We start from the raw sequence: 14,953 nt of genomic DNA, 5'->3' as shown, positions 1-14,953 counted from the left end.
GGCTACAACTTAATCGGAGCGTCGGTCGGTTCCACTGCGCGCGGCAGGTTGGACTCACCCATGAGGTACTGATCAACGGCCTCGGCGCAGGCGCGTCCTTCGGCGATTGCCCACACGATCAGGCTGGCACCGCGGCCGTTGTCGCCGGCTACGAACACCGGACCGTCGAAGTTCTGCTCGATGTCGTTGCGCACGGCGAGGTAGTCGTCGTCACGCATCATCACTCCGCGATCGTTGAACTGAACCCCCAGCTCGTGCGGCAGCCCACCGCGCTCCGGCCCGGAGAAGCCCAGCGCGATGAGAACAAGATCGGCATCGAGTTCGAAATCGGTGTCCTCCATGGGCACGCGCTTGCCGTCGATAACCTCAACTTCGTTGGCGGAAAGACCGGTGACGTGGCCGCCCTCGCCGTGGAAGGAGACGGTGTTGACGTTGAACACGCGCTTGCCCAGGGTCTCACCGGTGACGCGGGCGTTCAGTCCCAGCGCCTCGGTGACCTCCGGTGGCTCGGAACCGGTGATGGTGTACTCGCCCTCTTCGTGAGCGGTCGCCACGCGCCAGACCAGCGGATACATCGGCCACGGAGTCGAAGCCGCACGCGACTTCGGTGCGCGCGGACGAATGTCGAACTGCGTGACAGAAGCGGCACCCTGGCGAAGTGCGGTACCAAAGCAGTCGATACCGGTGTCGCCACCACCGATGACCACGACCTTCTTGCCCTTGGCATCGATGAGCGACGTGTCGAGCTCACCTGCGGCAACGCGGTTGGCGCCCGGCAGGTACTCCATGGCCTGGTAGATGCCGTTCAGATCGCGGCCGTCGACGGGCAGATCGCGGGCGAGCGACGCTCCTGTGGCCAGCACAACGGCATCGTACTCGGCGAGGTCCGCGGCAGTCGGCGAGATATTGGTGCGGAACTCGGTGCCCTCGATTTCCATCTGCTCTAAGCGACGGTCGAGGAAGCGCTGCTCCATCTTGTAATCCGGCACGCCGTAGCGCATCAGACCGCCGATTTTGTCATCGCGCTCGAAGACCGTGATATCATGCCCGGCGCGGGTCAGCTGCTGGGCTGCGGCCAGTCCTGCCGGACCGGAACCGACAACTGCAATGTGCTGACCGGTATCGAAGGTCGGAACAATCGGCTGCACCCAGCCCTCTTCGAAGCCGCGTTCAACGATGGCCAGCTCGATGTTCTTAATAGTCACGGCATCATCGTTGATGCCGAGCACGCAGCCGCCCTCACACGGTGCCGGGCACAGGCGGCCCGTCCACTCCGGGAAGCTGTTGGTGGCGTGCAGACGCTCGAAGGCCTCGTGCCAGCGGTTTTGGCGCACCAGATCATTCCACTCCGGAATGATATTGCCCAGCGGGCAGGCCGCGTGGCAGAACGGCACGCCGCAGTCCATGCAGCGTGTGGCCTGCTGCTGCAGGTGCTCCTGGCTGGCCTCCTCATAGACCTCTTTCCAGTCCATCAGACGCAGCGGAACCGGACGGTGAGCAGGCTCTTTGCGTGGGTACTTCATGAACCCCTTGGGATCAGCCATTGGTTACTGCCTCCATGATCGACTCGTTGACATCCGTGTTGTTTTCCTGTGCGCGGGCGACCACATCGAGGATGCGGGCGTAGTCACGCGGCATGATCTTGATGAACTGGGCCGCCGGGAAACGGCTCTGCGAACCAGTCAGCTTGCGGTGCTTCGACATCGTGGCCTCCAGCCAGGCGATGTCCTCGTCCTCCAGCGGCACAATGTCAACCAGCTCCGGGTTGATATTTGCGCGCGTGGTCTCCGAATCCAGCAGGTAGGCGATACCACCACTCATACCGGCACCGAAGTTGTGACCGACCGGGCCAGCAACCACGACGCGGCCACCGGTCATGTACTCACAACCGTGGTTACCAATGCCCTCAACAACGGCCGTGGCACCGGAGTTTCGAACGCAGAAGCGCTCGCCGACGGTACCGCGGACATAAATCTCACCGCTGGTGGCACCGAAACCAATGACATTGCCGGCAATCGTGTCGGTGGCCAGGTTGGCAGTAGGCGGAGCCGAACGCGACGGTCGCATCACAATCTTGCCGCCACACAGGCCCTTGCCGACAAAGTCGTTGGCATCGCCCTCCAGCTTGATGGTCACGCCACCCGGCAGGAATGCACCCAGCGAGTTACCGGCAGAACCGAGCAGGTTGACGACGATGGAATCGTCGGCAAGCCCCTGCTGACCTGCGACTTTGGTGACCTCATACCCCAGGCGCGTGCCCACCGAACGATTCACATTCCCAATCGCGTGGTGCAGCGACACCGGCGTCGGCGCCAGACCGTTGGAGCGCGCCGTGGTCAGCGCCGGCTGCGCCTCCGCGATGAGACGCTCATCCAACGCACCTGCCAAACCATGATCCTGCTCCTTGGTGCAGTAGGAGTCCTGATTCTCAAAGAAGGGGCTCTCAGCAACATGAAGGATGCGATCCAGGTTCAGCTTTGCGACGCGCGGAAGGTTACTCAAATCCTTGCGCGGAGTCAGGCACTCAACGTGACCGACCGCCTCATCAATGGTGCGGAAACCCAGCTCAGCGAGGTATTCGCGGACCTGTTGCGCGATGAAGGTGAAGAAGTTGACCACATGCTCGGCACGGCCGGTGAACTTCTCCCGCAGCTTCGGGTTCTGGGTGGCGACACCAACTGGGCAGGTGTCCAGATGGCAGACGCGCATCATGACGCAGCCCTCGACCACCAGCGGTGCGGTGGCAAAACCGAATTCTTCAGCGCCGAGCAGCATAGCGATCATGACATCGCGGCCGGTCTTCAGCTGACCATCGCACTGCACGCGGATTCGGTCACGCAAACCGTTGAGCATCAGCGTCTGCTGCGTCTCCGCCAGTCCCAGCTCCCATGGCCCACCTGCGTGCTTGAGGCTGGTCAGCGGGGAGGCACCGGTACCACCGTCGTGGCCGGAGATGAGGACGACGTCGGCATGCGCCTTCGAGACACCAGCGGCGACGGTACCCACGCCGAGCTCAGAGACGAGCTTGACGTGAATGCGAGCGCGCGGGTTGGCGTTCTTCAGGTCGTAGATGAGCTGCGCCAGGTCCTCGATGGAGTAGATGTCGTGGTGCGGTGGCGGGGAAATCAGTCCCACGCCAGGGGTTGTGATGCGCACCTCGGCAATCCACGGGTAGACCTTGTTCGGCGGCAGCTGACCGCCCTCACCTGGCTTGGCACCCTGCGCCATCTTGATTTGAATATCGGTGCAGTTGGACAGGTAATGGCTGGTCACACCGAAGCGGCCAGAGGCGACCTGCTTGATGGCAGAGCGCTTCCAATCACCGTTCGGCTCCATGTCAAAGCGGTCCGGATCCTCACCGCCCTCACCGGAGTTGGACATCCCTCCCAGGCGGTTCATGGCAATCGCCAGCGTCTCATGGGCCTCGGCGGAGATGGAGCCGTAGCTCATCGCGCCGGTGGAGAAACGCTTGACGATACTAGAGACCGGCTCGACCTCATCGATATCGATGGGCTCGCGGTCAGAGGTGAACTCCAACATGCCGCGCAGTGTGGCCAGCTGCTTGGTCTGCTCATCGACCTTGTTGGTGTAGTCGCGGAAGACGGCGTACTGACCAGTGCGGGTGGCGTGCTGCAGCGTGTAGATGGTCTCCGGGTTGAACAGGTGGTACTCGCCTTCGCGACGCCACTTGTACTCACCGCCGAGATCGAGCTCACGGTGTGCCTGCTCCTCCGGGCGAGGCAAGAATGCACTGCGGTGACGTGCGGCGACGTCCTCGGCAATCTCATCGAGGCCAACGCCTTCCAGCGGGGAGACCGCGCCGGTGAAGTACTCATCCAAGAATTCCTGCGACAGACCGACGGCGTCGGCAAGCTGTGCACCGCGGTAGGACTGCAGGGAAGCAATACCCATCTTGGACATGACCTTCAGCACGCCCTTGGAGGCTGCGTGACAGTAGTTCGAGCAGGCCTCATCCAGCGTGAGATCGCCGAGCTGGTCCTTCATACGCAGCTCATCGATGGTTTCAAATGCCATGTATGGGTTAATGGCATCAGCACCGAAGCCGAGCAGCATGGCCATATGGTGGACCTCGCGCGCGTCACCGGCCTCAACAATGAGGCTGGCGCGGGTACGGGTGCGCTCCTCCACCAGATGGTGATGCACCGCAGAGGTCAGCAGCAGAGACGGAATCGGCGCGAAGCGCTCGTTGGACTCGCGGTCGGAGAGAATAATCAATCGAGCACCGCGGTCGATGGCCTCAGAGACCTCACGGCGCACACGACGAATGGCGTTGCGCATGCCGCGGCCACCGCGGGCCACCGGGTACAACCCTGAGATGACCTCAGCGCGAAACTCGGAGAATTCCTCGTTCTTACCGGCCTTGCAGAGCGTGACAAAGTCATGGTTATCCAGGATTGGGTGCGACAGCCGGATGCGACGTGCCGCATCAGCGGTGGGCTCCAGGATGTTGCTCTCTGCACCCAGCAGCGTGTTCATGCTGGTGATGGACTTTTCACGCAATGAGTCCAGCGGCGGATTGGTCACCTGGGCAAAGCGCTGCGAGAAGAAGTCGAACAGCATCCGCGGACGGTTGGACAGTGCGGCAATCGGAGTGTCCGAGCCCATAGAGCCAAGCCCCTCGGCACCTGTCAGTGCCATCGGGCGGATGATTAAATCCACATCTTCTTCAGTGATGCCGAAGACGCGCTGACGCAAGACCGCGCGGACGTGCGGCATGTACTTATAGCGCTCGCGGGGCAGGTCATCGATATCGACCAGGCCCTCCCTGACCCACTGCTCATACGGCCCCGTGGCGGCCAGCTTGGACTTGATCTCCTCATCTTCAATGATGCGACCGGCCTTCATATCCACCAGGAACATCCGGCCCGGCTGCACGCGAGTGCGCTGCACAATCTGCTCCGGTGGAATATCCAGGACACCGGCCTCCGAGGCCATCACAACCAGGCCCTCGTCGGTGACCCAGATGCGGCCTGGGCGCAGACCATTGCGGTCCAGGGTGGCACCGATGACTTCACCGTCGGTAAAGCAAATGGCCGCCGGGCCATCCCACGGCTCCATGAGGCACGCGTGGTACTCATAAAAAGCTCGCACCTTCGGGTCCAGGGTGTCATCGTGCTCCCAAGCCTGCGGAACCATCATCATGACCGCATGCGGGAGACTGCGACCACCGAGATGCAGCAGCTCGAGGGCTTCGTCGAAACGCGCAGTATCGGAACCGTTGGGGTCACAGACCGGAAGTGCGCGGTCGATATTGCCCAGGGCTCCGGAGCGAATCAGGGATTCACGAGCGCGCATCCAATTTTCGTTGCCGCGCACGGTATTGATCTCACCGTTGTGAGCGACGTAGCGGTACGGGTGCGCCAGCGGCCAGGACGGGAATGTGTTCGTGGAGAAACGGGAGTGGACGATGGCCAGCGCAGAAGTGACTTCCTTCTGCTGTAGGTCAAGGTAGAAATCCTTCAGCTGCGGGGTTGTCAGCATGCCCTTGTACACAATGGTGCGGCTGGACAGCGACGGGAAGTAGACGGTGTCCCCGCCCGAGCCCTCGCCAGCACCCTGGTCACCGAGCTCACGCTCGCAGCGCTTGCGCAGGAAGAACATCTTGCGGTCCAAGTCAATGCCACTGAGCTGGCGTCCTTCGTGATTCTTGGCGGTGACAAAAATCTGGCGCAGCACTGGCATTGCCTGGCGTGCCATCTCGCCGAGACCAGCAGCGTTGATCGGCACGTCGCGCCAAGCCAGGATCTCAATGCCCTCTTCCGCACAGATGTCTTCGATAGCGCGGATGGCGTCAAGGGTGGCCATACGCTGCTGCGGTAGGAAGGCAATACCGGTGGCGTAAGTGCCTGCCGGCGGCAGGATAGTGCCCTCTTGGGACAGCTGGGCGCGGTAGTACGCATCCGGCACCTGAATCAGGATGCCGGCGCCGTCGCCGGTGTTCTTCTCCGCACCGGCCGCACCGCGGTGGTCTAGGTTGACTAGCGCCTGAATACCCTTTTCGACGATGTCGTGGGTCTGGCGTCCGTAAATGTCCGCGACAAAAGCAACACCGCACGCGTCGTGTTCCTGGGAAGGATTGTAGAGACCTTCCCGCTTGTGGCCACGTGGCAGCGTGGTCGTCGTTGTTTCATTCAGGGTCATGGCTTTTCCCCTTACAGGTGCATTGTGCCAATTGGGGGACACGGGTTATCTATATTTCCAACTGTTTTAACAATGCACTTTCATCTAGGCGTATCGCAATACGTAACTAGGTATTTATTGACGCCATTTACCCCCGAAGGAGCTAGACCTAGCTACCTAAATGGACAAAACTGGGGCTTCACTACCTCTTTTGTCCCCCATCTACTTTTTACAAACTTTTACCCCCACTAAAGACGAACATGTATTCGATATGGTTATATCGTCTCCATGCTCGCCACCCGTAGACTCCGCGCACTTCGCGGCCTCGTGCTCACCCTCGGCTCGCTCGCACTTATCACCGGCTGCACGCCGGACGCGACCGACGCATTCTTCGACACTGAGCCGCCACAGCCAACGCCGCAGGTCGCCCCCGAGCAGCCGACCACACCGGACACACCCGATACACCGGATACGCCGGATACGCCGGGCGCTCCTGACGCGCCAGCACCACCAGCACCGCCAGCGCCGCCCACTGCCGCCGACGAGCCGCCGCAGACCGCGCTTGTCGACGTCGCCCGCAGCGCATTGAACGAACTGGAGATCAAGGGACGCGCCCCGAAGACCGGCTATGCACGCGACCAGTTCGGGCAGCGCTGGAGCGACGATGTCTCCACGGAGTTTGGACATAACGGCTGCGATACTCGCAACGATATTCTGAATCGTGACCTTATTAATAAGGCATACAAGCCAAACACGCGCGATTGCGTTGTCCTCGCAGGTCAGCTCAATGACCCGTACACCGGAGCCATCATTGAGTTCCAGCGCGGTCGAGACACCTCTTCGGCCGTGCAGATTGACCATGTCGTAGCCCTCAGCGATGCCTGGCAAAAGGGAGCTCAGCAGCTCCCACCTGAAGTTCGCCAGGACTTCGCCAATGATCCGCTCAACCTCTTGGCCGTGGATGGCCCCGCCAACCAGCAAAAGCGCGACAGCGATGCGGCAACATGGCTGCCGTCCAACAGTCCGTTCCGCTGCCAATATGTGGCGCGGCAGGTTGCCGTCAAGCGTAAGTACCAACTGTGGGTCACACAGGCAGAGCACGATGCCATCAATCGTTGGCTCGATACCTGCAGGCCTGAAGACGACGCAGCACTAGCTGCACTTCCACTAGCGAACTAGGCGGTCGTAACCCTGAATTAGGGCAACGCCCGATTCAAATATTTTGAGGCACCTTCAGACAAACTCGATGCCAATGCACCGTTTGCCGCATCCCGATTCGAGCAATTTATCGCCATTACCTGCGCGAAATGCGAAATTTTTCAGGGAAATTTTCTCCCCTAGTTTCTGGGGGCGATTATCCAATAATTCATATATTTAAGATCGGCTAAGCATCAGCAAAGTTCCCGCTTATGCAGCCACAGCGATGCAAAATCAGACGTTGATTCCGTTACGCTGATGTTATCATTTCGTTATAATTGCCCCTTCGGGGCAGGTTTATAACCGTTTGATAACGCTGTATCCTTTGGGGCACACATCCAGAGCCTGCCGTCGTCAAGCATGGTGCGCATGAATGCGTATCCGCGCGTTTTCTTTATGAAAACTACTTCTTGATTTGCGGCGGGTTTGTTAAGGTTCTGTTGTTGCAAAATCGCACTAGTGTGACTGATGTTTACGATGTAACAACGGTTGCCTAGCGTCGTTTATCTGATTGTCCATCATCCCGGAGGATTCTCACTCATGGCAGCTGAAATGAAGGCTCCACAAGTACCACTTGGTCTCCAAGTCAAGGCTATTTTCCAGTCGGTCGCGCCACTGCTGCGTACCGGTGCCCTGCACATGACTCCGAAGCAGGCCCCGCAAATGCTGGATTACCTGCGTCGCTTGAAGTTCTCCGTGGCCAGCCTGATTTCGATGGGTGCTCTGCGTTACCCGGATCGCCTGGCCCTGGTCGACGATGACGGCGAGCTGACTTACTCTCAGCTGCTGGAAAACTCTCAGGCCCTTGCCCGCGCCATGATGGATCGCGGCATGACCGAGAAGTCCAGCTTCGGCGTTATTGCACGCAACGGTCGCGGCATCATCCTGCCAATGGCTATTAAGGCATTCATCGGCTCTGAAATTATGCTGATGAACATTGGTTCTGGCCCGACCCAGATTCGCGGCATCATTGACCAGAACGACACCAAGTTCCTGTTCGTCGATGACGAGTTCCTGGGCAACCTGCCGGAGGACATCGATGATGTCACCGTCGTCGTTACCTCTGTGACCAGCCCGGAGACCCGCAAGAATGCGCCCAAGAACTTCGTGTTCATGGAGGACCTTATTGAGGAAGGTCGTAAGTCGACCACTCAGTTCAAGCCGAAGCCGGAGCAGGGCCGCATCATCATTATGTCCTCCGGCACCACCGGTATCCCGAAGGGCGTTCTGCGTAACGAGCCGAAGACTCCGGCAACCCTCGGTGCTATCGCCGAGCGTGTGCCGTGGCGCCGCAACATGGTCATCCACCAGTCCGCTTCCATGTTTCACGCATGGGGCTGGGCAAACGTTCTGATTGGTCTGGCCACCGGCGCCACCATTATCACCATGCGCATCTTCGACCCGAAGAAGGCCATCGACCAGTGCGAAAAGTACGGCGCAAACGGCATGATTTCCGCCGCCTTCTTCCTGCGCCAGATTAAGGACGCATTGGATGAGGAGCCGAACCGCAAGATTGGTCCGTTCCGCTTCATCGTCTCCTCGGGCAACGCCATCCCAGGCTGGCTGGTGTCCGCACTGACCCACCGCTTCGGCCCGGTCATCTGCAACTTCTACGGTTCCACCGAGGCTGGTCTGTGCTCGATTGCATCCGGCCCGGACCTCGCATCCCGCCCTGAATCCGCAGGTCGCCCGGCTATTGGCGCCAAGGTTCGCATCCTGGGTGACGACGGCGAAGAGGTCGAGCCAGGCGAGGTCGGCATGATTCACACCGCGCAGGAGCTCTCCTTCATCGGCTACCTGAACAAGAAGGACAAGTTCACCACCGTCGACGGCCTGTTCCAGATTGGTGACCTCGGCCGCATTGACCAGGACGGCTACCTGTACGTCTGCGGTCGCTCCGACGACATGGTGATCAAGGGCGGCGAGAACATCTTCCCGCGCGAGATTGAGGAGATCCTCGGCCCAGTGCCGGGTATCGCCGATGTCTACTGTCACGGCACCAATGAGAACGACGAAATCTTCGCTGACCTCTACCTTTACGTCGTCCGCGAAGACAGCGAGCCGGGCAAGAACCTCACCGGTGAGATGCTGCGCGAGTACGTCCGCGAGAACCTGGCTGAGCACTGCATGCCGGACCGCGTCTTCTTCGTGGACTCCCTGCCGCGCAACGCCATCGGCAAGGTTGTTCCGCGTGAGGTCAAGGCAATGCACGAGCGCCTGAACCTGGACGCTCAGTAAAAAAGCGCATTAGAAAATGAGCCCACCGGCCATCTGCCGTGTGGGCACATTTTTTGCTATCTCAAGCACTTACACTCGCGGCCGCACCTGAATCTCATCCACATTGGCATCAGGGCCGGTATCGACAGCCAGGCGAACGGCCGCAGCAATCGACTCCGGCCGCATAAACTTCGAGCCGTCGTAACGCCAATCGGCTTCATCGCGGTGCCAATTCGTCTGCAGATCAACCTGCATATCCGTATCGACGCGCCCCGGGTGCACGGAGCTGACACGCACGGCACCGCGCTCCTCTTCACGCAGCGCATCAGTGAAGGCCCGCAGCGCAAACTTCGATGCCGCATACGGCGAAGTTCCAGCTGACGCGCGGAATCCGGAACCCGAGTTGATGGTCACCAGGGTGCCGGAGGCCTTGCGCAGCGCCGGCAGCAGCTGACGCGTCAAATCGGCGACGGCGACGACATTGACGTCCATAATGCGCGCCCAATCCGCACGTGAAACATCCGCCACATTGCCATCGACGTACACGCCCGCCGAGTGCACCAGCACGTCCAGCCCGTGCTCACCGAGCTCATCCAGAAGTCCCGTCACTGCCGCGTTCATCGCGTCGGCATCGCCCAGGTCCGCAACGAATACGCTTGCCGACGGCAATTGCGACGCCACCTTCTCGGCAGATTCAGCACTGGTAGCGCCCACAATGACGTGGTGATCACGGGAGAGATTCTTGGCCACTGCCAGTCCAATACCGCGGCTTGCGCCTGTGACCAGGGCAATCTTGGTATCGGCAGCAATTTCCATGCTCATGTACGGCTCCTCTTTATTCGGATTTTGTGCTTGGATGAGTGTTTTTGCCCGGCGTGTGCGCCGAGCTACTTCTTCGGCTTGGCTCCACCAACCTGGTCGATTGGAGTGACCTGCAGAAAGTCGATGTTAACGCGGTGTGGGCGGGTGGCGGCAAAGACGATGATGTCAGCGATGTCGTCGGCGGTCAGGGACTCCACTCCGTCGTAGACAGCAGCTGCCTTGGCTTCGTCGCCGTCGAAACGCACGAGCGAGAAATCGGTGTGAACGCGACCCGGATCGATTTCGGTGACGCGCACGCCATCAGCAGCGACTTCCTGGCGCAGCACCTCAACCAGAGCGCGCTCGGCGTGCTTGGCGGCGTTGTAGCCCGCACCACCGGTGTAGACCTGGCGGCCCGCAATCGAGCCGACGGTGAGCACAATGCCGCTAGTGGATTTCAGCGCGGGCATCAGTGCCCGAGTAACGCGCAGGGTGCCCAGCACGTTGACGTCGTACATCCAGCGCCACTTCTCCTCGATGGCACCTTCCACCGACTCCATACCCCAGGCGCCACCGGCGTTGTTGACCAGCACGTCCACGTGCGGCTCCGCCTCTGCCAGCGCTGCAACATCATCGTCCGAGGTCACATCGACCTTGTAGACCGTGGCCTCGCCACCGGCTGCGCGAATTTCCTCCGCTACAGCCTCGAGCCTGTCCTCACGGCGTGCGCCGAGAACAACGCGGAAGCCAGCTTCGGCAAACTGCTTGGCAGTTGCGGCACCGATACCGGAGGAAGCGCCAGTGACGACGGCAACCTTTTTGTCGCTTGTGGAAGTTTCAGAGGTCATGAGGGCTCAACTCCTTGCTACGTGCGTGCACTGATATCCACGACTGTAGTCACATGCCGCACTCCTCCGCCGAGAATCAACAAATGCTTCACACCTGAAGTTTCACGTGAAACCTACCTAGAACTGGCTGGAAATTTTGCCAATTTGCGCATGTATTGCCACCAAAACCGGGATACTTGTTACATGTCTGACAAGCCACAGTTTCCGCATCTGCTCTCGCCCCTCGATGTCGGTCCGCTGACCCTGCGCAATCGTATCGTCATGGGGTCCATGCACTCCGGCTTGGAAGATCGCACCCGCGATATCCCAAAACTGGCCGCCTACCTGGGACGTCGCGCCGAAGGCGGCGTGGGCCTCATTGTCACTGGCGGTTATGCGCCCAACGTAGAAGGTTGGCTCACTCCGGTCGGTTCAATGATGGCGTCGACACGCATGGCGGACAATCACCGCCGCGTCACTGACCGCGTGCATTCCCACGGCAGTCACATCGTGCTGCAGATCCTGCATGCCGGTCGCTACAGCTACAGCCCGCTGGCGCGCTCCGCAGATACCGGTCAGTCGCCGATCAGCCCGTTCAAGGCTCACCGCCTGACCGGTTTCGACGTCGAGCGCACCATTCGCGCCTATGTCCGCGCCGCCAAACTAGCGAAACGCGCTGGTTATGACGGTATTGAGATCATGGGTTCCGAGGGCTACCTGCTCAACCAGTTCCTGGCCGAGCGCACCAATCACCGCTCGGATAACTGGGGCGGCAGTGCCGAGGCACGCATGCGCCTGCCCATCGAAATCGTGCGCCGCATCCGCGCGGAAGTCGGCGAGGACTTCCTCCTGCAGTACCGCATTTCCCTGCTTGACCTGGTCGAAGACGGTCAGACATGGTCCGAGACCACCGATCTCGCACAGCGTCTCGTCGCAGCCGGCGTCAACGTCTTCAACACCGGCATCGGCTGGCACGAAGCACGCATCCCGACCATCGTCACGTCCGTGCCACGCGCCGCATTCGCCAATCTGACAGGTCGTCTCCGCTCGCTTGTCGACGTCCCCGTGACCGCATCCAACAGGATTAATCGTCCCGAAGTTGCGGAGAAGATCCTCGCCGATGGCAACGCTGACCTGATCTCCATGGCACGCCCGCTGCTGGCTGACCCGGACTTCGCCATCAAGGCCGGTGACGGTCGCGCCGACCAGATCAACACCTGTATTGCCTGTAATCAGGCCTGCTTGGACCACACGTTTGCCAACAAGCGCTCGACCTGCCTGGTCAACCCGAAGGCGGCCTACGAAACTGAGCTGATCTCTGTGCCCGTGCCGAAGGATAAGGCCCAGCGCGTCGCGGTCATCGGCGCTGGTGTGGCGGGGCTCGCCTTCGCGGAGGCCGCCGCCGAGCGCGGTCACCGCCCGGAGGTTTTCGAGGCCGCGGACCAGATTGGTGGCCAGTTCAACCTCGCTGCCAAGATTCCGGGCAAGGAGGACTACGCCGAGACGCTGAAGTACTTCTCTCGCCGCCTGGAGGTCCTCGACGTGCCAGTTCACCTGGGCACGCGTGCCGACGTCAACGAGCTGAAGACTACATTCGATCACGTGGTGGTGGCCACGGGCGTTACCCCGCGCATCCCTGAGATCGACGGCATCGACCACGAAAAGGTCATTCGCTACGATGAGCTGCTCTCCGGGGCAAAGCAGGCCGGCAAGAAGGTGGCCGTCATCGGCGCTGGTGGCATCGGTATTGACGTCTGTGAGTTCCTCACTCGCAAGCCGAATCAGACCGTCGAGGCCTGGAAGGATTCCTGGGGTGTCGCCGACCCCGCCGAGGCACGTGCTGGCCTGGGCAAGCCGGGTGCAATCAACGGCACTGCGGAACAGTTCGAGATTGACCGCGAGGTGCACCTGCTGCAGCGCAAGACCTCGCGAATCGGCAAGGGACTGGGCAAGACCACCGGTTGGGTTCACCGCGCGGAGATTAAAAAGGCCGGTGTGCACAAATACACCGGCGTGACGTACAAGCGCATTGATGACGAGGGCCTGCACATCACCATCGAGGACAAGCCGCAGGTCATCGCGGTTGATAACGTCATTGTCTGTACTGGTCAGGAGTCCAATCTGGACTGCCTGGGCGGCGCAGACCGCGAGAGTGTCACCGGCGACAACTCCAACGTCACCATCATCGGTGGCGCTGATGTTGCCGCTGAGCTGGATGCCAAGCGCGCCATCCGCCAGGCCGTGGAGGTCGCACTAGCGCTGTAGGTGCTCCAGCACCGCATCCAACTTTTTGTCCATAGAGCGCAGCAACGCAATAACGGTACTTGCGAAAATAATTCCGACAATAAGTGCGATTATCGAAAGCATGTAAATCTCCTTACTTATGCATAGTGACACATGTATAAGGTGACCACTGATTTTCATCTTTTAGCTGAATTCTTCCGCAGGTCTTGCTCCCGTCCTGGGTCTGAACGCCAGCCATATTGAAGGTCTGGCCCCAAGGCACGGCGATTGGGTGGCAACCGCCCGGTTCTTCACTCACTACTTGTCGGCTCCCAGTAGCGTCATAGTAGGTCAACTCATATGCGACGTTACAGATGTTATCGACTTTCCAGTCGAGGCTCGGATAGTACGTTATGTGTACTTCCCCTAGCTCAAGCCCTTGCCCGCCGACTCCGAGAGTTACTCGGGCTCCAATTCCTCCAGGTGCCCAAGTACCTCCACCTGCACTACGGGTTCCAGTTGTCGCTCCAGCGTTCCTGTCTTTAAATTCGACTTCGCTGAACTTGTCCGCTGCCTTTACGACTTCTGTGGTCTCATTATTTATTGGTGCCGCTTCGGCAGCTTGTGAGAATAGAAAGGAAACTGCACTAAGGCAGGTTATGGTTGTTCCAAAAAAAATGCTTCCTGATTACCATGCTCTAAGCGTTACATAGCCAACGGCTCAAATCCGGGTTTTCTAATCTCAGCCCACCTTTGACTACCCCAAGTAAACCTTTAACTACCCCAGGCGCAAATTGTGTAGCAGGGCCGCTTTCAGTAGCTGGATGCCAAGCGCGCCATCCGCCAGGCCGTGGAGGTCGCACTAGCGCTATAGGTGTGGCGGCTTACCCCTCGTAGTGGTCGGTGAATGCCCGCTGCTCAAACTCAAATCGGCCCGGGTGAGCCGGGAATTCGCCCGGCTTACCAATGGCCAAGAGCAGGGCGACGGCCACATCGGTGTCGCCGGCGCCAATAGCCTCCTTGACCGCCTGCTCATCAAAACCGGTCATCGGCGAGCTGGCCCAGCCAAAGGCGCTGGCAGTGACCATGGCAAAGGAAGCGGCAATCATCGCATCACGGATGGCGAACTCGCGGGAGAGTCCATTCTTTTCGCGCGTCTCATGGAACTTAGTCATCGTGGCGGAACGCTCGGCGGCGGCCACCTCATTCCACAGACCAGAGGCTTTATTGGCCTCAACCAGACGTGGAATGCCGCGCTTCCAACCAGTCGGCTCACCGATAAACACCAGCAGCAGTGGTGCGCTGGCAACCTGCTTCTGGCCACCAGCAGCTTCCACTACCTTCTGGCGTACCTCTGGGTCCTCAATGCGCACAATGGCACGGGACTGAATGTTAAACGCGCTGGGAGCTTCGAGGGACAGCTCCAGCAGGCGGCGCACGTCGGCGTCGTCAAGCGGTTCGTCAGCGTAGACGCGCGTGGCGCGACGGTTGCGGATGATCTCTTCGAATTCGGTCGCGAACTGATCGCGTGGAGAATGTGAGTTCAT

General features: G+C 60.1%; 8 protein-coding genes. 3 read left to right on the top strand and 5 right to left on the bottom strand.

The features are described 5' to 3' along the window. Positions 1 to 2: 2 nt before the first annotated feature. Together Q4E11_RS06950 and gltB are read right to left on the bottom strand one after the other, a co-directional pair. Positions 3 to 1,544 carry a glutamate synthase subunit beta gene (locus tag Q4E11_RS06950; RefSeq protein WP_303164731.1) on the bottom strand — a complete coding sequence of 514 codons (1,542 nt, stop codon included), beginning with the start codon at positions 1,542 to 1,544 and terminating at the stop codon, positions 3 to 5. Continuing rightward, positions 1,537 to 6,162, bottom strand: a complete 4,626-nt coding sequence (gltB, locus tag Q4E11_RS06945; RefSeq protein ID WP_303164730.1) for a glutamate synthase large subunit — start codon at positions 6,160 to 6,162, stop codon at positions 1,537 to 1,539. The genes Q4E11_RS06950 and gltB overlap by 8 nt, the downstream gene beginning before the upstream one ends. A gap of 267 nt (positions 6,163 to 6,429) precedes the next feature. Here gltB and Q4E11_RS06940 point away from each other — a divergent pair, with 267 nt between their 5' ends. After that, the gene (locus Q4E11_RS06940) at positions 6,430 to 7,320 is read left to right on the top strand and encodes an HNH endonuclease family protein (protein ID WP_303164728.1); all 891 of its coding nucleotides are present in this window, start codon (positions 6,430 to 6,432) and stop codon (positions 7,318 to 7,320) included. A 558-nt stretch (positions 7,321 to 7,878) separates the two neighbouring features. Beyond that, positions 7,879 to 9,576: an AMP-binding protein gene (locus tag Q4E11_RS06935; RefSeq protein ID WP_303164727.1), complete on the top strand. Its 1,698-nt coding sequence runs from the start codon at positions 7,879 to 7,881 to the stop codon at positions 9,574 to 9,576. 69 nt (positions 9,577 to 9,645) lie between these two features. Here Q4E11_RS06935 and Q4E11_RS06930 read toward each other — a convergent pair whose 3' ends face one another. After that, positions 9,646 to 10,377 carry an SDR family oxidoreductase gene (locus Q4E11_RS06930; RefSeq protein WP_303164725.1) on the bottom strand — a complete coding sequence of 244 codons (732 nt, stop codon included), beginning with the start codon at positions 10,375 to 10,377 and terminating at the stop codon, positions 9,646 to 9,648. Between the two features lie 65 nt (positions 10,378 to 10,442). After that, complete coding sequence (locus Q4E11_RS06925; protein ID WP_303164723.1) at positions 10,443 to 11,204, bottom strand: SDR family oxidoreductase; 762 nt, start codon at positions 11,202 to 11,204, stop codon at positions 10,443 to 10,445. Between the two features lie 183 nt (positions 11,205 to 11,387). Here Q4E11_RS06925 and Q4E11_RS06920 point away from each other — a divergent pair, with 183 nt between their 5' ends. Further along, positions 11,388 to 13,448: an FAD-dependent oxidoreductase gene (locus Q4E11_RS06920; RefSeq protein WP_303164721.1), complete on the top strand. Its 2,061-nt coding sequence runs from the start codon at positions 11,388 to 11,390 to the stop codon at positions 13,446 to 13,448. 842 nt (positions 13,449 to 14,290) lie between these two features. On the opposite strand, the gene Q4E11_RS06915 is transcribed toward Q4E11_RS06920, so the two are convergent. Further along, complete coding sequence (locus Q4E11_RS06915; protein ID WP_303164718.1) at positions 14,291 to 14,953, bottom strand: nitroreductase family protein; 663 nt, start codon at positions 14,951 to 14,953, stop codon at positions 14,291 to 14,293.

The organism is Corynebacterium sp., assembly GCF_030532195.1.
GTDB lineage: Bacteria > Actinomycetota > Actinomycetes > Mycobacteriales > Mycobacteriaceae > Corynebacterium.
Note: the sequence above shows the minus strand (reverse complement) of the source record. Positions and strands in the feature narration are given on the sequence as shown.

Coding starts and splice junctions, on each gene's coding strand:
- gltB (WP_303164730.1), bottom strand. CDS start 6,162: ATGACCCTGAATGAAACAACGACGACCACGCTGCCACGTGGCCACAAG.
- Q4E11_RS06915 (WP_303164718.1), bottom strand. CDS start 14,953: ATGAACTCACATTCTCCACGCGATCAGTTCGCGACCGAATTCGAAGAG.
- Q4E11_RS06920 (WP_303164721.1), top strand. CDS start 11,388: ATGTCTGACAAGCCACAGTTTCCGCATCTGCTCTCGCCCCTCGATGTC.
- Q4E11_RS06930 (WP_303164725.1), bottom strand. CDS start 10,377: ATGAGCATGGAAATTGCTGCCGATACCAAGATTGCCCTGGTCACAGGC.
- Q4E11_RS06950 (WP_303164731.1), bottom strand. CDS start 1,544: ATGGCTGATCCCAAGGGGTTCATGAAGTACCCACGCAAAGAGCCTGCT.
- Q4E11_RS06940 (WP_303164728.1), top strand. CDS start 6,430: ATGCTCGCCACCCGTAGACTCCGCGCACTTCGCGGCCTCGTGCTCACC.
- Q4E11_RS06935 (WP_303164727.1), top strand. CDS start 7,879: ATGGCAGCTGAAATGAAGGCTCCACAAGTACCACTTGGTCTCCAAGTC.
- Q4E11_RS06925 (WP_303164723.1), bottom strand. CDS start 11,204: ATGACCTCTGAAACTTCCACAAGCGACAAAAAGGTTGCCGTCGTCACT.